The 16,488-nt window shown below is 64.9% G+C and carries 16 protein-coding genes; 10 read left to right on the top strand and 6 right to left on the bottom strand.

Features of this window, described 5'->3' with window-relative positions:
- The first annotated feature begins 54 nt into the window (after positions 1 to 54).
- The 3 genes from ispH to rnhA are packed head-to-tail and all read left to right on the top strand — an operon-like array spanning position 55 to position 2,474.
- On the top strand, positions 55 to 1,023 hold the full coding sequence (ispH, locus tag AC1RQP_RS33820; protein WP_239627595.1) for a 4-hydroxy-3-methylbut-2-enyl diphosphate reductase: 969 nt from the start codon (positions 55 to 57) through the stop codon (positions 1,021 to 1,023).
- A gap of 6 nt (positions 1,024 to 1,029) precedes the next feature.
- The gene (locus AC1RQP_RS33825; protein WP_492941429.1) at positions 1,030 to 2,013 is read left to right on the top strand and encodes a homoserine kinase; all 984 of its coding nucleotides are present in this window, start codon (positions 1,030 to 1,032) and stop codon (positions 2,011 to 2,013) included.
- Entirely contained in the window at positions 2,010 to 2,474 is a 465-nt protein-coding gene (gene rnhA, locus AC1RQP_RS33830; RefSeq protein WP_091895107.1) for a ribonuclease HI, read from the top strand. The genes AC1RQP_RS33825 and rnhA overlap by 4 nt, the downstream gene beginning before the upstream one ends.
- A gap of 162 nt (positions 2,475 to 2,636) precedes the next feature.
- On the opposite strand, the gene AC1RQP_RS33835 is transcribed toward rnhA, so the two are convergent.
- The 6 genes from AC1RQP_RS33835 to AC1RQP_RS33860 all read right to left on the bottom strand — a co-directional run bounded on the left by AC1RQP_RS33835 (position 2,637) and on the right by AC1RQP_RS33860 (position 10,333).
- The gene (locus AC1RQP_RS33835; protein WP_492941431.1) at positions 2,637 to 3,122 is read right to left on the bottom strand and encodes a peroxiredoxin; all 486 of its coding nucleotides are present in this window, start codon (positions 3,120 to 3,122) and stop codon (positions 2,637 to 2,639) included.
- 108 nt (positions 3,123 to 3,230) lie between these two features.
- The gene (locus AC1RQP_RS33840) at positions 3,231 to 3,785 is read right to left on the bottom strand and encodes a DUF924 family protein (RefSeq protein ID WP_492941433.1); all 555 of its coding nucleotides are present in this window, start codon (positions 3,783 to 3,785) and stop codon (positions 3,231 to 3,233) included.
- A gap of 16 nt (positions 3,786 to 3,801) precedes the next feature.
- Positions 3,802 to 5,487: a long-chain fatty acid--CoA ligase gene (locus tag AC1RQP_RS33845; protein ID WP_239627589.1), complete on the bottom strand. Its 1,686-nt coding sequence runs from the start codon at positions 5,485 to 5,487 to the stop codon at positions 3,802 to 3,804.
- A gap of 191 nt (positions 5,488 to 5,678) precedes the next feature.
- Positions 5,679 to 7,214 carry a D-alanyl-D-alanine carboxypeptidase family protein gene (locus tag AC1RQP_RS33850; protein WP_492941435.1) on the bottom strand — a complete coding sequence of 512 codons (1,536 nt, stop codon included), beginning with the start codon at positions 7,212 to 7,214 and terminating at the stop codon, positions 5,679 to 5,681.
- 190 nt (positions 7,215 to 7,404) lie between these two features.
- Complete coding sequence (locus AC1RQP_RS33855; RefSeq protein WP_492941437.1) at positions 7,405 to 9,201, bottom strand: glucan ABC transporter ATP-binding protein/ permease; 1,797 nt, start codon at positions 9,199 to 9,201, stop codon at positions 7,405 to 7,407.
- An 85-nt stretch (positions 9,202 to 9,286) separates the two neighbouring features.
- The gene (locus tag AC1RQP_RS33860; RefSeq protein ID WP_492941439.1) at positions 9,287 to 10,333 is read right to left on the bottom strand and encodes an ABC transporter substrate-binding protein; all 1,047 of its coding nucleotides are present in this window, start codon (positions 10,331 to 10,333) and stop codon (positions 9,287 to 9,289) included.
- Positions 10,334 to 10,559: 226 nt separating this feature from the next.
- Between AC1RQP_RS33860 and AC1RQP_RS33865 the strand changes: the two genes are divergently transcribed.
- From AC1RQP_RS33865 to AC1RQP_RS33895, 7 genes are all read left to right on the top strand, one after another.
- Positions 10,560 to 10,928 carry a hypothetical protein gene (locus tag AC1RQP_RS33865; RefSeq protein ID WP_194390102.1) on the top strand — a complete coding sequence of 123 codons (369 nt, stop codon included), beginning with the start codon at positions 10,560 to 10,562 and terminating at the stop codon, positions 10,926 to 10,928.
- 113 nt (positions 10,929 to 11,041) lie between these two features.
- The gene (hisE, locus tag AC1RQP_RS33870; protein WP_239627582.1) at positions 11,042 to 11,446 is read left to right on the top strand and encodes a phosphoribosyl-ATP diphosphatase; all 405 of its coding nucleotides are present in this window, start codon (positions 11,042 to 11,044) and stop codon (positions 11,444 to 11,446) included.
- Between the two features lie 66 nt (positions 11,447 to 11,512).
- A complete protein-coding gene (locus AC1RQP_RS33875) occupies positions 11,513 to 12,094 on the top strand; it encodes a YqaA family protein (protein WP_028179086.1) in 582 nt (193 codons plus the stop codon).
- 47 nt (positions 12,095 to 12,141) lie between these two features.
- Positions 12,142 to 12,681: a hypothetical protein gene (locus AC1RQP_RS33880; protein ID WP_492941442.1), complete on the top strand. Its 540-nt coding sequence runs from the start codon at positions 12,142 to 12,144 to the stop codon at positions 12,679 to 12,681.
- A 28-nt stretch (positions 12,682 to 12,709) separates the two neighbouring features.
- Entirely contained in the window at positions 12,710 to 14,110 is a 1,401-nt protein-coding gene (locus AC1RQP_RS33885; RefSeq protein WP_492941444.1) for an aspartate ammonia-lyase, read from the top strand.
- A gap of 266 nt (positions 14,111 to 14,376) precedes the next feature.
- Positions 14,377 to 15,345 carry an NAD(P)H-dependent flavin oxidoreductase gene (locus AC1RQP_RS33890; protein WP_492941446.1) on the top strand — a complete coding sequence of 323 codons (969 nt, stop codon included), beginning with the start codon at positions 14,377 to 14,379 and terminating at the stop codon, positions 15,343 to 15,345.
- Between the two features lie 79 nt (positions 15,346 to 15,424).
- Positions 15,425 to 16,198, top strand: coding sequence for a thioesterase family protein (locus AC1RQP_RS33895; RefSeq protein ID WP_492941507.1), 774 nt, complete (start codon positions 15,425 to 15,427; stop codon positions 16,196 to 16,198).
- Positions 16,199 to 16,488: the final 290 nt, after the last annotated feature.

The following is a 16,488-nucleotide window of genomic DNA, read 5'->3' on the forward strand; positions in this document are numbered from 1 at the left end:
ATCGACCGCCCCCGCCAGAAGGCGAAACGGGCGATTCGGTCCCGAGATCGCTCAATGTCAGCCAAACCAGACCTCAAGATCGTGCTTTGTTCTCCCCGCGGCTTCTGTGCCGGCGTGGTCCGGGCGATCGACACCGTGGAACGGGCGCTCGATAAGTACGGCGCCCCGGTGTATGTTCGCCACGAGATTGTGCACAATAAGTACGTCGTCGATGGGTTGAAGAAGAAGGGCGCCATCTTCGTCGAGGAGCTCGCTGAAATCCCGGAGAACACCACCGCTCCGGTGGTGTTCTCGGCGCACGGCGTGCCGAAGTCGGTTCCGGCCGACGCCCAGTCCCGCAATCTGTTCTCGCTGGATGCGACCTGCCCGCTGGTGACCAAGGTCCACCGCGAGGCCGCAATCCATTTCAAGCGCGGCCGCGAGATCTTCCTGATCGGCCACTCCCACCATCCCGAGGTGGTCGGCACGCTCGGCCAGCTTCCGCCCGGTGCCGTGACCCTGATCGAGACCGCCGAGGACGCCAAGACGATCACGCCGAAGGACCCCAACAACCTCGCCTTCGTGACCCAGACCACGCTGTCGATCGACGACACCGCGGAGATCGTGGCGCTGCTCAAGGAGCGCTTCCCGAACATCAACGGCCCGCACAAGGAAGACATCTGCTACGCCACCACCAACCGCCAGCTCGCGGTGAAGAAGGTGGCGCCGGTGGTGGACGCCCTGATCGTGGTCGGCGCGCCGAATTCGTCGAACTCGCAGCGCCTGCGCGAGGTCGCCGAGCGCGAGGGCTGCAAGATCGCGGTGCTGGCGCAGCGCGCCACCGACATCGACTGGACCAGGTTCGGCAACATCGCCAGTCTCGGCATCACGGCGGGCGCCTCCGCGCCTGAAGTGATCGTCGAGGAGATCATGGACGCCTTCGCCGAGCGCTACACGCTGCATGTGGAGACGGTCTCGGCCGCGGAGGAGAACGAGTTCTTCCCGCTGCCGCGCTCGGTGCGCCCCGAAGCTGCCGCCGAGTAGACCTTTATGGCGGTCTACACCGACGTCGCCGCCGACGAGCTTGCGGATTTCCTGAAACAATACGATCTCGGCGAATTGCTCTCCTACAAGGGCATCGCCGAGGGTGTCGAGAATTCCAACTTCCTGCTGCACACCAGCAAGGGCTCGTTCATTCTCACGCTCTACGAGAAGCGCGTGGCGAAGAACGATCTGCCGTTCTTCCTCGCGCTGATGACGCATCTGGCCGAGCACGGAGTCAATTGTCCGCTGCCTGTGAAGGCGAAAGATGGCGAGGCGCTGCGCGAGCTGGCGGGCCGGCCCGCGGCGATCATCACCTTTCTCGAAGGCGTCTGGCCGCGCAAGCCGAACGCGACGCATTGCGCCGGGGTCGGCGACGGGCTGGCGAAACTGCATCTGGCGGGCGCGAACTTTGCGATCAAGCGCACCAATGCGCTCTCGGTTTCCGGCTGGCGGCCGCTGTTCGAGGCGGCTTCAAGCCGCGCCGATGAGGTGCAGCCGGGCTTGCGCGATTTTCTTGCCGCCGAGCTCGATTATCTCTCGAGCGGCGTCTGGCCGACCAATCTGCCGGAGGGCGTGATCCACGCCGACCTCTTCAACGACAACGTCTTCTTCCTCGGCGACAAGCTCTCGGGTATCATCGACTTCACGTTCGCCTGCAACGACATGCTGGCCTATGACGTCGCGATCTGCCTCAACGCTTGGTGCTTCGAGCCGGATCACTCCTTCAACGTCACCAAGGCGCGCGCTTTTCTCAACGCCTATGGCCGGGTGCGAAAGCTCTCCGAGACGGAAGAGGCGGCGCTGCCGCTGCTGGCGCGCGGCGCTGCGATCCGCTTCCTGCTCACGCGGCTGGTCGACTGGCTCAACGTGCCGCCGGGCGCGCTGGTCAGGCCGAAGGATCCCTTGGAATATTTCCGCAAGCTGCGCTTCCACCAGAGCGTGACGAGCGTGCGCGACTATGGGCTGATGCCGTCGGGGCTGGTGGCGTGAGCGAGCTCCCCAATGTCACGATCTATACCGACGGCGCCTGCTCGGGAAATCCCGGGCCGGGCGGCTGGGGCGCGATCCTGAAGTTCGGCGACAAGGAAAAGGAGCTGAACGGCGGTGAGCGACATACCACCAACAACCAGATGGAGCTGATGGCGGCGATCTCCGCGCTCGAGGCGCTGAAGAAGCCGTGCACGGTCGATCTCTACACCGACAGTCAGTATGTCCGGCAGGGCATCACGGGCTGGATCTTCGGCTGGAAGCGCAACGGCTGGCGCACCGCCGACAAGAAGCCGGTGAAGAATGTGGAGCTGTGGCAGCGCCTGGATGCCGCGCTGAAGCAGCACGAGGTCCGCTGGCATTGGGTCAAGGGCCACGCCGGGCACCCGGAGAACGAGCGCGCCGATCAGCTCGCGCGCGACGGCATCGCGATGGCGCGGTTGCAGCAGCGGGTGCGGGAGTAGGCGGGCTGTCGGCGGCGGCAGAGCCCTCGGTCTCTCCGTCATCGTCGGGTTTCGTAGGGTGGGCAAAGCGAAGCGTGCCCACGGCTTCTTATCAATCGGGGAAAGATGGGTGGGCACGGCGCTGACGCGCCTTTGCCCACCCTACGGCACTCTCGTCGCGGCTCAGAGCTGCCCGAGCAGCGTATCGCCGCCGGAGATCTCGACCTTGCCGGGCATCGCCTCGAGGTTCAGCTTCTTGACCACGCCGTCCTCGACCAGCATCGAATAGCGCTTGGAGCGGATGCCGAGGCCGTTGGCGGAGGCGTCGAGCTCCATGCCGATCGCCTTGGTGAAGTCGGCATTGCCATCGGCGAGGAAGACGGCCTCGTCGCGCTGGTCGGTGTCGCGCTTCCAGGCGTTCATGACGAAGGCGTCGTTGACGGAGACGATGGCGATGGTGTCGACGCCCTTGTCCTTGATGGCATAGGCGTTGAGGAAGATGCTCGGCAGATGCATCTTGTGGCAGGTGCCGGTATAGGCGCCGGGCACCGCGAACAGCGCCACCTTCTTGCCCTTGAAGATGTCGTCGGTGGTCTTCACCTGCGGGCCTTCCGCCGTCATCACGCGGAATTTCGCCTCGGGTAGCTTGTCGCCAATCTGGATCGCCATCATCAGTCTCCCTGGAAATCGGTCCCGCGTTTTAGACCGTGCGGCGGGACTGCACAATATTGCCGGCCGGGGAAGCAGCAAGACCGACCGGCCTTCACGGCTGCGTCATCAGCCGGCAAAGCCGCCACCGTCCAGGAAAGCCTGTTCTTCCGGCGAGGTCTCGCGGCCGAGGATCCGGTTGCGGTGAGGAAAGCGGCCGAAGCGGCGGACGATGTCTGCGTGCTCCCGGGCGTATCTCAGGCTCTCGGCGTCCCCGGCGCCCTCGAACAGCGCGACGCAGCGCTCCTGGTCCGCAAGGTGCTCGGAATGCATGAAAGGCATGTAGAGGAATTCGAGCAGGGCGGGATCGATCCTGCGATCGCTCCCCCGATGGATGGTGCGGCGGGCAACGTCGCGCGCCAGCGCATCGCTGGCAAAGGCTTGAGGCGTGCCGCGGAACATGTTGCGCGGAAACTGATCAAGCAGAATGACGAGCGCCAGCGCGCCCTCGTCGCTCGTCTCCCAGCCCGCCAGCTCCCCGGCGGCCGCCTTGTGCCAGAGCGCGAGAAAGCGGCGCCTGATCTTTGCGTCGAAAGCCTCGTCGCGCGCGTACCAGCGCTCGCGGCCGGCCTTGCGCCAGAAGGCGAGAATGCCTGACGGCGAGATGTCGTCGACGTCAGTCATGAACCGGAGGCGCGGCTTACGCCGCCTCGGCCTTTTGCTCGTCGCGGAGCTGCCGGCGCAAGATCTTGCCGACATTGGTCTTCGGCAGGTCGGTGCGGAATTCGATGTGCTTGGGCACCTTGTAGCCGGTGAGCTGCTCGTGACAGAACGTGACGATCGCCTCGGCCGTGAGGTTCGGGTCCTTCTTGACCACGAAGGCCTTCACCGCCTCACCCGATTTGGAATCGGGCATGCCGATCACGGCGCATTCGAGCACGCCCGGATGGCTCGCGATCACTTCCTCGACCTCGTTGGGATAGACGTTGAAGCCGGAGACCAGGATCATGTCCTTCTTGCGGTCGACGATCTTGGTGTAGCCCTTCTCGTCCATGATGCCGATGTCGCCGGTGCGGAAATAACCGTCCGCCGTCATGACCTTGGCGGTGTCTTCCGGCCTGTTCCAGTAGCCCGACATCACCTGCGGGCCCTTGGCGCAGATCTCGCCGGGCTGCCCGAGCGGGACTTCGTTGCCGTCGTCGTCGCGGATCGAGATGTAAGTCGATGGCACGGGGATGCCGATCGATCCCGAGAACTCGGTCGCGGTCGCCGGATTGCAGGTCAGCGTCGGCGAGGTCTCCGACAGGCCGTAGCCTTCGGCGATGAAGCAGCCGGTGATCGCCTTCCACTGGTCGGCAACGGGTCGCTGCACCGCCATGCCGCCGCCGTTGGAGATCTTCAGCTTGGAGAAGTCGAGCTTCTTGAAGTCGGGATGGTGCATCAACCCATTGTAGAGCGTGTTCACGGCCGGGAAGCTGTTGACCTGGTATTTCGCCAGCTCCTTGATGAAGCCGGGAATGTCGCGCGGGTTGGGGATCAGGAGATTGCAGCCGCCGGCGCGCACCGCGAGCAGGTAGCAGGCCGTCAGCGCGAAGATGTGATAGAGCGGCAGCGCGCAGACGATCATGAGCTGGTCGACATGCGGCGGCGCGGCGAGCGCCGGCTGGAGCCAGGCGTCGTTCTGCAGGACGTTGGCGACGATGTTGCGATGGAGCAGAGTCGCGCCCTTGGAGACACCGGTGGTGCCGCCGGTATATTGCAGGAACGCGACGTCGCCCGGCGAGAGTTTCGGCTTGTTGAACGTCATGCCGCGGCCGGCCGAGAGCGCGTCGTTGAAGGCCACCGCTCCCGGCAGCGACCAGGCCGGTACCATCTTCTTGACCCGGCGGACGACGAGATTGACGATGATCCCCTTGAAGCCGAGCAGGTCGCCCATGCTGGCGACGATGACGTGCTTCACTTGCGTCTTCGCGATCACCTGCTCGACCGTGTGGGCAAAGTTCTCCAGCACGATGATGGCTTCGGCGCCGGAATCCTTGAGCTGGTGCTCGAGCTCGCGCGGGGTGTAAAGCGGGTTGACGTTCACGACCGCGTATCCGGCGCGCAGCACGGCGGCGGTCGCGACGGGGTACTGCAGTACGTTCGGCATCATGATCGCAACACGGGCGCCGCGCTGGAGCCCGCGGTCCTGCAAGTAAGCGGCGAGCGCGACCGACATCTGGTCGAGGTCGCGATAGCTGATCGACTTGTCCATGCAGATGAACGCCTTGCGGTCGGCGAACTTGGTGAAGCTCTCCTCCAGAAGGTCGACCAGCGATGCATATTGTGTCGGCTCGATATCGGCGGGCACGCCGGGCGGATATTGCTTGAGCCAGATGCGCTCCATGGAAAACTCCCCTCATTGACCAGAGCCCGTTGTGTCACGGGCTTGCCGCATTGCCGCCAGTATCCAGCCTGCCGGAACTGGTGGCAAGCCGTCGTGGCTTAGGGCAAAGGTCCGGGCGTAGCTACTGGAATCGTCGCAAACCGCGCTGCTGCGCGTGCGAAGCGCGGGCTGCGGTTCAATCCCGAGGAACGTTAACTGTTGTTCGCCGGCTTGGCGGCAGCGGCGGGCTTGGTCGCGGCCTTGGGCTTGGCGGGCTTGGCCGCCTGATCGCCGCCTGCCGCAGGCTTCTCGGCGGGCTTCGCGGCCGCATCATGCTTGGTCCCGGCATGCTTGGACCCGGCCGGCTTGGCTGCGGTCTTGGCGTCGGTCTTGGCGTCACCCTTGGCACCGGATTTGGCTTCGGACTTGGATTCAGACTTGGCATCCGGCTTCACCGCCGCCGTCTTGGTGTCCTTGCCTGCGTCCTTGTGTCCATCCTTGTTTCCATCCTTGGGCTTGTCGGCGGCGTCAGGCTTCTTGGCGACGCGCGACTTCTTGCCACGCGGCTTGGACGCGGCCTGCTGGTCGGCATCGGCCGCGACCGCCGCGATCAGGGCGGTGCCGGTGCGGGTCGGGCCGGTATAGACCAGCACGGGTTCGGCCGCCGCGGGGGCCGAGGCCATCAGCTCGGAAGCCTTCATCATCAGGGGCGGCTGCAGGCCCGCCGTGAAGAAGGTGACCTGGGCTTCTCCTCCGGTGGCCGAGGCCGATCCGGTCGCACCGCCATTGGCCGCAATCAGCGCATCGTCGTCGTCACTGGCCGGCCGCTTGCGGTGGGGCCCGCACATCTCGTCGCGCAGGTTCGGCGGCGAGGCGTCAATCGGCACGAGATTGTCGACGGTGCCGAGCGAGGGGCGGAGCCAGGTGAGGTTGTCCTGAGCGAAGCCACGCTCGAGCAGCTGCGCGGCTTTCACCGCGCGCGCGGTGCCGGAACTGGCGCCGAGCACCACCGCGATCAGCCGGCGGCCGTTGCGCGTGGCCGAGGCCACCAGATTGTACCCGGAGGCGCAGATGAAGCCGGTCTTGAAACCGTCGGCGCCGGGATAGCGGCCGATCAGCTTGTTGAAATTGCCGGTGACGCGTTTGCCGAAGCGGATCGCCGGGATGTGCACGAAGTACTCGTATTCCGGCAGGTCGCGCAGGAAGGCGCGCGCCAGGATTCCGAGATCGCGCGCGGACGTGATCTGGCCGTCGGCGGGCAGGCCGTTCGGATTGACGTAGCTCGTCTGCATCATGCCGAGCTTCTTCGCGGTGTCGTTCATGATCGCGGAGAAGCCGTCGATCGAGCCGCCGACGCCTTCGGCCAGCACCACGGCCATGTCGTTCGCCGACTTGACCATCATCATCTTCAGCGCGTTGTCGACGGTGAGCTGCGTTCCCGGGCGGAAGCCCATCTTCGAGGGCGACTGCGAGGCCGCCGTCGGCGACACCGTGAGCAGCGTGTCGAGCGTCAGCCTGCCGTCCTTGACCGCCTTCAGCGTGACATAGGCGGTCATGATCTTGGTGACGGAGGCCGGATACCAGGGGATGGTCGCGTTGTCCGCCTGTAGCACCTTGCCGCTGTCGGCCTCGATCAGCAGCAGCGCTTCGGCGTTCGCCGCACGCGGCGCGAGCAGTGCGGCGCATGCGAGGCTCGCAGCGAACAGGTTGAACAGCGATTTGCGAAGCAGCGGGCGAAGGGCGTGCACTATCCGATTCCGGTCCTTGGAGATCCGCCGGTTCCGGTCGGCTCTCGTGATCTGATGGTCGGTTCCTGAAATCCAGCGCCGCCGCTTGCGGCGTCGCAAACCTATACCGGCTCGTGCGTCGAGAATAGGGGGATCGGCGCGGTATTCCGCAATGAAATAGGCCGAATTTCGACGGCGCCGTGGGGACTTGCTATGGGGATTTGGCAGCCGTCGCGGCAGTCTCGGCCGCCGTCACGCTGGCCCGCGCGTTCTCCTGAACCATGAACTGGGCCTTGGCGAGCTCGGCGAAATGGCCGCCTTTGGCCACGAGTTCATCGAAAGTTCCGCTTTCGATCACGCGCCCATTCTCGAACACCAGGATCCGCGTGGCGTTGCGGATGGTCGAAAGGCGGTGGGCGATCACGAAGGTGGTTCGGCCCTTCATCACTTCGTCGAGAGCGGCATTCACCTTGGCCTCGGTGACGGCGTCGAGCGCGCTGGTGGCTTCGTCCAGGATCAGGATCGGCGGATCCTTCAGCAGCGCACGGGCGATGGACAGGCGTTGGCGCTCGCCGCCCGAGAGCATGCGGCCGCGTTCGCCGGCATTGGTCTCGAAGCCGCCGCTGCGCTCGATGAACGCGAGCGCCTGCGCGCGCTCCGCCGCCTTGCGCATCTCGGCCTCGGTCGCGTCCGGCTTGCCGACGCGCAAATTATCGGCGATCGAGCGGTTGAACAGCAGCGCTTCCTGGAACACCACGCCGATGTTTCGCCGCAGCGAGGTCAGCGTGACGCCGCGCACGTCCATGCCGTCGATCTTGATGACGCCGGACTGCGGATCGAAGGCACGATGCAACAGCGCAATCGCGGTCGACTTGCCGGCGCCGGTCGGGCCGACCAGCGCAATGGTCTGGCCGGGCAGGGCGGTGAAGGTGAGGTCCTCGATCGCAGGCCGCTTGCCGTCATAGGAGAAGGTGACGTCGTTGAACTCGACGAGGCCCGACAGCCGGCCGGCATCGATTGCGTCGGGCCGGTCGTGCACGGCGGGCACGGCGTCGAGCACATTGAAGAACTCGCGCAGGCGCGGGGCTTCCATGAACACGTTGTTGATGAAGCTCACGACCTGCTCGAGCTTCTGGATCAGCATCGTCGCGAAGCTCACGAACATCACGATCTCGCCGACCGAGGTGAGCCCCTGATCGTGCAGGGCGATGCCGAAGGTGAAGATCGCCAGCACCGTGATGGTTGTGGAGGCGCGTGTGATCACGGTGACCAGCGCCCACCACGACAGCACCGGCATCTGCGCGGCCAGCAGCTCGTCGGCGACGGAGCGCAGCCCCTTCACCTCGGATTCGACACGCACGAAACTCTGCACCAGCGCGACGTTGCCGAGCGCGTCGGAGGCGCGCGCGGAGAGCTCGCTGTAGTGCTCCTCGACCGCCATCTGCATGCCGAAGGTCTTGCGCACCACGAAGGTGGTCAGCGCGGTGAAGACGATGCAGAGCACGAACAGCAGAATCGCCAGTCGCCAGTTCAGGTAGAGCGACAGCGGCAGCAGCACCACGACCGAGAGGATCGCGGCAAAATGCTCGCGGAAGAAGCCGAGCCAGAGCCGCCACAGCGCGTCCGTGCCGTTGAGCATCACCTTCATCAGCCGGCCGGAATGGGTGCCGGAATGGAAGGTCAATGGCAGCTGCAGGATGTGCTCGAAATAGCTCGTCAGTACCGCCTGACGCTGGCGGTGCGAGAGCCGGTCGGCTTGCAAGGCCACGAGCGCGCTGCACGCGATGGTGAAGAGCCCGAACGCGACCCAGGCAGCCAGGAACGGCCAGGCCGAGTCAGACCCGGCCACCGCCTTGCCCGAGAGCACGTCGACGATACGGCCGAACAGCACAGGCTCGGCGAATTGCGAGGCTGCGAGCAGGAGATTGGCGACCGCGAGCAGCCAGCCCAGCCGCGCTTCCTTGCCGAGCAGCTCGAGAACGCGGGTGTAGAGACGGAGGATGGACATGCGGGGGACGAACTCGGGCGAGTAACGGAGCCCGCATTCTAAGCAGGGATCGTGCGGGAGATATAGCGGAAGCTGTCAGTTTTGCTCAGTTGATCAGCCGCCCGGCAACCGGTGGCAGGAACCGGTCGTCGAAGATATCACCAGCCGTGGGCAGCTTGCGGAATTTGAAGTCCTGCGCGATCTGGCCGATCGAACGATCGAAGCGTGCCGGGTCGACGCCGCCGAGGCCGTTGCGCCTGACTTCGTCCGTCAGGATGTTGTCGGCGAGCACGGCGCGCAGGCGCTCGAGCTCCAGGCTGGGGTCGCCGTCGTCGATGCGGCTCGCCGCCTCCTCCGCCGCTCGTCCCGGCTCCCTGACGGTCGCGGTGATGCCGGCCATCAAGGCGCGGACGAAGCCCTTCACGGCGTCCGGCTTTGCTGCGGCGAAGGCGGGATTGACCACCACGGCAAAGCCGTAGGCTTCACAGCCGTAGTCCGCGTAGCGCAGCACGACGAGATCGGCGTCGGGCACGCCGCGGTCGCGCAGGTTCACCGCCGTGAGATAGCCGAAGCCGGCGACCGCATCGACCTGGCCCGCGGAGAGGATCGGCTCGCGCACCGCCGCGCTGATCTTGTGGAATTTGACGCGCGATGGATTGATTCCGTTCTGCCGCGCCAGCGCCGGCCACAGCCGCATCGACAGATCGCTGTCGGCGACGCCGACGGCCTTGCGGTCGAGATCGGTCAACAGCTGGATCCCGCGGCTCTTGCGCGCGACGATCGCGTAGGGCGCGCGGTTGAACAGCACGAACACGGCCTTGATCGGCGCCGCGTCGTCCTTGTCACGAAAGCGGATCAGCTCGTTGATGTCGACGAGCGCAAGCTCGCTGTCGCCCCTGGCGACGCGTGCGAGCGCCTCCGGCGATCCGCTTGCGCCGTTGAAGGACACGTTGAGACGCTCGGCGCCGAACCTGCCGTCCTTCGCCGCAAGGAAAAACGGCGCCATGCTTGCGTCCGGCGGGCGGTCGAAGGTGAAGTGGATCGCAACGGGCGCGTTGGTCTCGGTCGCGCTGACATCGCGTGCAAACAGCGTCGCAAGCAAGATCGAGAGAGCCACCAGGCCGTGAAGTGCGGTCGTCTTGAATCCTGACATCGGTTGCGCCGGTCCCGCATTGTTATGGTTTCGTGACGCTTGCAGCGCGCAGCCCGCGACCGTGCGCGCGCCAACATGAACGCAGGATGAGCGGCGTTGCGGCATCGTTACGCAACCTCGTTCAGCTTGTATTGGGCTTGGGGAACCTAACTTAGGTTATGCGGGTTTTGAGAGGCATGAGCCTGTCCGCAGGCGTCCATTCCAGGTCCCAAAGGAGGGCCAAGACATGTTCGAGCGAGTCTCCAAATTTGCGGGCCGAAAGGCCGTTCTTGCCACCACCGCGGTGCTGGCGCTGACCACGATTGCCCCGACCGCTTCATATGCGGGCGGCCGCCACTGGCATGGCGGTGGAGGCGGCGCGGCCGCAGCTGCGGCTTTCGCCGCCATCGGCACGGGTCTCGCCATCGCGGCCAGCCGCAACGCCTATGCCTATGACTACGGTCCGGGCTACGGCTATTACGGCGGTCCGGTCTATTACAGCGCTCCGGCCTACGGTCCCTATTATGGTCCGGGCCCGAACTACCAGTATCAGCGCTATGGCGGCACGGCTCCGTCCGAGTTCTGCGGCCAGGGCTACTATCAGAACTGCTACTAGTTCGGCATCCATGGGTTGACCATGACGGGCCGTCGCGCTTGCGCCGGCCCGTTTTCTGCTTTTATTGTCGCGCGTTAACGCGCTCGCCATTGGTTTAGAGTAGTTTGAGTACCATGAGTGATTCGCTTGAGCGGCTATATCTGGCTGTGCTCGCGGCCAGAGATCTTGATCCGGCAACATCGCGCACGGCCCGGCTGTTTCAGCGCGGCCCTTCCAAAATGGCGAAGAAGCTGGCCGAAGAGGCCATCGAAGTCGTAATCGATGCGGTCAACGGCGATAGCGAGGCCGTGATCCGGGAAAGTGCCGATCTGCTCTACAATCTCACCGTGCTGTGGGCCTCGGCCGGGGTACGCCCCGAGGACGTCTGGCGGGAGATGACGCGGCGTGAAGACATGCTCGGCATTGCCGAGAAGCTGCCGAAATCACCGATGAAACTGCCCAAAGTCGCGTCACCCCGCGTTGCGGCCAGGCGGCCAATTGTCGCGCTTGAGAGCCGTGCCACGCGCAAGCGCCACTAGAAACGTCACAATTCGCCTCAATCTCGGCATGGACAAATCCGTCCTATGGTGCTTCATCGCGGCGCCATGCTGAAACGTATTTACGACTGGTGCATCGACGCCGCCCACAAGCCCTACGCGCTCTGGATCATGGGTGTCGTCTCCTTCGCCGAAAGCTCGTTCTTTCCGGTCCCGCCGGATGTGATGCTGATTCCGATGTCCCTGGCGCGCCCGCAGCGCGCCTGGCTCTATGCGGCGGTCTGCACCGCGACCTCGGTGCTTGGCGGCATCGTCGGCTACGCCATCGGAGCGCTGCTGTTCGACTCGGTCGGCCAATGGCTAATCCAAGTCTACGGCCTCGGCGACAAGGTCGACGCCTTCCGCGCCTCCTATGCGGAATGGGGCGCGGTGATCATCCTGCTCAAGGGGCTGACGCCGATCCCCTACAAGCTCGTCACCATCACCTCGGGCTTTGCCGGCTACAACATCATCCTGTTCATCCTCTGCTCGATTATCGCGCGCGGCGGACGCTTCTTCGTCGTCGCGATCCTGCTCAACCGCTACGGCGACTGGATCCGGGTCAGGATCGAGCGGCATCTCGGATTGTGGGTCGCGCTCGGTGCCATCGTGCTGGTGCTCGGCTTCGTGGTGGCGGTCAAGCTGATCTAGGCGCTGGCGGCTTTGCCGCAGGGCCGGCTTCGGCTACGGTTGCCGCCATGATGGTTCGATCCGGCAATCCGGCGGTGCGGCTCGGGACGCTGATGTCAGCGGCGCTGCTGCTCCTCCTCAGTGGCGGCGGCATCGGATGGACGCAATCTGCATCGCCATCGCTCGGCCTCCAGCAGCAGGGGGGCCAGGCCGCGCCGTCGCCCTCGACGCCGGCCTCTTCCGCCGCGCCGGCGCGCGAGGAAAATCCCGGGCTCATCAATGAAATGAGCAAGCTGTTCGACAAGCTGCCTTCGATCCTGCCGCCCATCAAAAGCCCGAGCGAGACTATGAGCGACCTGTCGCGGCTGGCCACGCCCTCGACCATGGTATCAGGGCGCGTGGTCTGCCCCATCTCGTCGAACGGCGCCCCCGACTGCAAGCAGGCCGCCGACCAGCTTTGCCAGGGCAAGGGCTACAAGGAAGGCAAGAGCCTGAACGCCGACTCCGCGGAGAAATGCTCGGCCAAGGTTCTCATTCCGGGCAGGCAACGCAAACCGGACGACTGCCGCACCGATACGTTCGTGACCAGCGCGCTGTGCCAGAACTAGAGGACATCGCGAGCAACAAGGAGTGCCCATGAGCAGGACGGAGCAGGACTTCCTCGGGCAGCGTGAGATCGCCGACGACATCTATTACGGCGTCCAGACCATCCGCGGGAAGGAGAACTTCCACATCACCGGCATTCCGATGAGCCAGGAGCCTTACTTCGTGAAGGCGCTCGGCTACGTCAAGAAGGCTGCCGCGATGGCCAATCGCGATCTCGGTGCGATCGACGCCAAGGTCGCGGAGGCCATCATCCTCGGCTGCGACCGCGTCATCGCCGGCGACATGATGGATCAGTTCGTCACCGACTTCATCCAGGGCGGCGCCGGTACCTCCACCAACATGAACGCCAACGAGGTGATCGCGAACCTCGCACTGGAAGCGCTCGGCTTCAGCAAGGGCGACTACCAGCACGTCAGTCCCAACGATCACGTCAATTACGGCCAGTCGACCAACGATACCTATCCGACCGCCTTTCGGCTGGCTCTGATCCTGCGGCTCGAGAGCTACATGACGGCGCTGCGCCAGCTCCAGGAGGCCTTCTTCACCAAGGGCCGCGAATTCGACCGCGTGCTGAAGATGGGCCGCACGCATCTCCAGGACGCGGTGCCGATGTCGCTCGGGGCCGAATTCCGCGGCTGGGGCACCACCATCGGCGAGGAGGTCGAGCGCATCTCGGAAGCGCGCGCGCTGCTGCGCGAGATCAATCTCGGCGCCACCGCGATCGGCACCTCCGTCACCGCGGCGGTCGGTTATCCCAAGCTTGCCGTGCGGCACTTGAGCGCCTTGACCGGCGTCGATTTCATCCTCGCCGGCGATCTCGTCGAGGCGACCTCCGACACCGGCGCCTATGTGCAACTCTCGGGCGTGCTGAAGCGCACGGCGAGCAAGCTGACGAAAATCTGCAACGACATCCGCCTCCTCGCCTCGGGCCCGCGCGCCGGCTTCAACGAGATCAACCTGCCGCAGCTGCAGCCGGGCTCCTCGATCATGCCCGGCAAGGTCAATCCGGTTATTCCCGAGGTCGTCAACCAGACCAGCTTCCTGGTCATCGGGCTCGACACCACGGTGACGCTCGCGGCTTCCGCCGGCCAGCTCCAGCTCAACGTGATGGAGCCGGTGATCTCGTTCGCGCTGTTCTTCTCGATCCGTACCATGGAGCGCGCGGTCAACAGCCTGCGCGAGAACTGCGTGGTCGGAATCACCGCCAACGAGGAGCACACCCGGAACATGGTGCTGAACTCTCTCGGTATCGTCACGGTGCTGAAGCCGCTGCTCGGCTACAAGCAATGCGCCGAGATCGCGCGCGAAGGTTACAAGAGCGGCAAGTCGCTGCACCAGATCGTCGTGGTCGAGCGCAAACTGCTCACGCAGGAGAAGTGGGACGAGATGTTCTCGTTCGAGCGGCTGATCAATCCGGATTTGATCGGGTAGCTGTCAGTGACCACAGTTCTCTCCTCGTCATTGCGAGGAGCCCTTGCGACGAAGCAATCCAGGACTGCTTCCGCGGAGACAGTCTGGATTGCTTCGCTACGCTCGCAATGACGGAGGAGAGATGTGGGGTTAAGAATTCCGCTGCTTGGAATTGCGCCAGCCGCATCCGCACCGGCGTCAAAACGCAATACTTGACAGTGGAAAGATTGCCTTGTTGGTATGACGGCCAACCTTCGATTTGACCGCCAACAGAGGATCGTTCCGCAATGTCCATGCCTGCCTTGTTCAAAGGGCGCCTGTCGATCCCCGTGATCGGCTCGCCGCTCTTCATCATCTCGGTGCCCGATCTCGTGATCGCGCAATGCAAGGCGGGTGTGGTCGGCTCGTTTCCGGCGCTGAATGCGCGGCCGCCGGAGCTGCTCGACGAATGGCTGGCGCGGATCACCGAGGAGCTCGCGGCCTATGACCGCGCCCATCCCGAGAGGCCGTCGGCACCGTTCGCGGTCAACCAGATCGTGCACAAGTCGAACAACCGGCTCGACCACGACATGCAGCTCTGTGCCAAGTACAAGGTGCCGATGATCATCTCCTCGCTCGGCGCGCGCGAGGAGCTGAACCAGGCCGTGCACGGCTGGGGCGGGATCGTCTTCCACGACGTGATCAACCAGAAATTCGCGCACAAGGCGATCGAGAAGGGCGCCGACGGCCTAATCCTGGTCGCAGCCGGCGCCGGCGGCCATGCCGGCACCATCTCGCCGCTGGCTTTCGTCGCGGAGACGCGAAAATGGTTTGACGGCCCGATCGCATTGTCGGGGGCGATTGGCAACGGCAAGGCGATCCGCGCCGCGCGCATCCTCGGCGCCGACTTCGCCTATATCGGCTCGGCCTTCATCGCCACCAAGGAAGCGAACGCGGTCGAGCGGTACAAGGAGATGATCGCGAGCTCGAGCGCGGACGACATCGTCTACTCCAACCTCTTCACCGGCGTGCACGGCAATTACCTGAAACCTTCGATCGTCGCCGCCGGCATGGACCCCGAAGACCTGCCGACCTCGGATCCCTCCAAGATGAACTTCGGCACCGACGCCTCCGGCGAGCGCGCCAAGCCGAAGGCCTGGAAGGAAATCTGGGGCTCCGGCCAGGGTATCGGCAGCATCGAGGGCATCGTGCCCGCCGCCGACCTGATCGCGCGCTTCAAGAAGGAATACGACGAGGCCGTCGATCCGCCGCTGTAGTTCTCGTGTCCCGGACGCGGTGCAATGCGTAGCATTGCCCCGCAGAGCCGGGGAACGTCAATCGAGACTGATTGAAATGATGACCGCCATCTACCGCGTCGACGGCAACAGCGTCATCACCAGCCCGGATGCCGCCGGTCCCTGGGACAGGCGCATGCAGCACGGCTCGGCGCCTGCTTCCCTGGTGACGTGGGCGGCCGAACGCATTCCGACGCCTGTCCCGATGGAGATCGCGCGCGTCACCATCGATCTGATGCGCCCGGTCCCGGTGGCGCCGCTGACAATCGCGACGGAGGTCCTGCGCGAGGGCCGCAAGATCCAGCTCTGCGGGATCAAGCTGCTCGCCGACGACGTGCAGGTCGTCGGCGCCACCGTGCTGAAGATCAGGCGCCAGGTGCTGACCTTGCCTGAAGACGTCGAGGAGCTGCCGGTCACGCTGCCGTCGCCGGAGGATTCGCTGGTCGAGGACGGTCACGCGGCCACCAGCCCGTTCGTGCGATCGGTCTCGATGCGCGCCGCACGCGGGCGCTTCGGCCAAGCCGGCGCCGGCGCGATCTGGTTCCGGGTCGACCATCCGTTGATCGAGGGGGAGGCGCTCTCGCAGGCGATGCGCGCCGTGGTCGCTGCCGATTTCTCCAACGGCACCGCCTCGACGCTCGACTTTCGCGCCTGGACCTACATCAACGCCGATCTCACCGTGAACTTTTCGCGCCAACCCATCGGTGAGTGGATCTTGCTCGACGGCGAGTCGTGGATCGGTCCCGACGGCGCCGGCCTTGCGATGTCTCGGCTGGCGGACCGGCGGGGCTATTTTGGCCGCGCGGTGCAGAGCCTGGTGATCGAGAAGCGGTGAGCGTGACGGCGAGCGTCGCTCTTGGAGCCGATTGAACGGCAGGCTTCCGCCGCCGCGGAAGGGATGCTTGGCATCCTGCCGGTTCACACTCCGTAGAAGATCTTGATCTCCCACAGCACCACGACGATCGCCGTGATCAACGCGATCGCGGCGATTGCACTTTCCAGGGAAGCGACTCTCATCTCTCACTCCGCTTCCCAGCCCCATCAGCGGTCTAGGTGATTCCCTGATTCGCCGGCAATTACGTGGACGTCGCCGCCACCCACTCCGTTGCGTGTTGTGGTGTCCGG

Source organism: Bradyrhizobium sp. GW821-FHT13H06 (assembly GCF_058803975.1).

Coding starts and splice junctions, on each gene's coding strand:
- AC1RQP_RS33875 (WP_028179086.1), top strand. CDS start 11,513: ATGCTGAAACGTATTTACGACTGGTGCATCGACGCCGCCCACAAGCCC.
- AC1RQP_RS33845 (WP_239627589.1), bottom strand. CDS start 5,487: ATGGAGCGCATCTGGCTCAAGCAATATCCGCCCGGCGTGCCCGCCGAT.
- AC1RQP_RS33880 (WP_492941442.1), top strand. CDS start 12,142: ATGATGGTTCGATCCGGCAATCCGGCGGTGCGGCTCGGGACGCTGATG.
- AC1RQP_RS33855 (WP_492941437.1), bottom strand. CDS start 9,201: ATGTCCATCCTCCGTCTCTACACCCGCGTTCTCGAGCTGCTCGGCAAG.
- AC1RQP_RS33865 (WP_194390102.1), top strand. CDS start 10,560: ATGTTCGAGCGAGTCTCCAAATTTGCGGGCCGAAAGGCCGTTCTTGCC.
- AC1RQP_RS33860 (WP_492941439.1), bottom strand. CDS start 10,333: ATGTCAGGATTCAAGACGACCGCACTTCACGGCCTGGTGGCTCTCTCG.
- AC1RQP_RS33825 (WP_492941429.1), top strand. CDS start 1,030: ATGGCGGTCTACACCGACGTCGCCGCCGACGAGCTTGCGGATTTCCTG.
- hisE (WP_239627582.1), top strand. CDS start 11,042: ATGAGTGATTCGCTTGAGCGGCTATATCTGGCTGTGCTCGCGGCCAGA.
- AC1RQP_RS33835 (WP_492941431.1), bottom strand. CDS start 3,122: ATGGCGATCCAGATTGGCGACAAGCTACCCGAGGCGAAATTCCGCGTG.
- ispH (WP_239627595.1), top strand. CDS start 55: ATGTCAGCCAAACCAGACCTCAAGATCGTGCTTTGTTCTCCCCGCGGC.
- AC1RQP_RS33885 (WP_492941444.1), top strand. CDS start 12,710: ATGAGCAGGACGGAGCAGGACTTCCTCGGGCAGCGTGAGATCGCCGAC.
- AC1RQP_RS33890 (WP_492941446.1), top strand. CDS start 14,377: ATGTCCATGCCTGCCTTGTTCAAAGGGCGCCTGTCGATCCCCGTGATC.
- AC1RQP_RS33840 (WP_492941433.1), bottom strand. CDS start 3,785: ATGACTGACGTCGACGACATCTCGCCGTCAGGCATTCTCGCCTTCTGG.
- AC1RQP_RS33895 (WP_492941507.1), top strand. CDS start 15,425: ATGACCGCCATCTACCGCGTCGACGGCAACAGCGTCATCACCAGCCCG.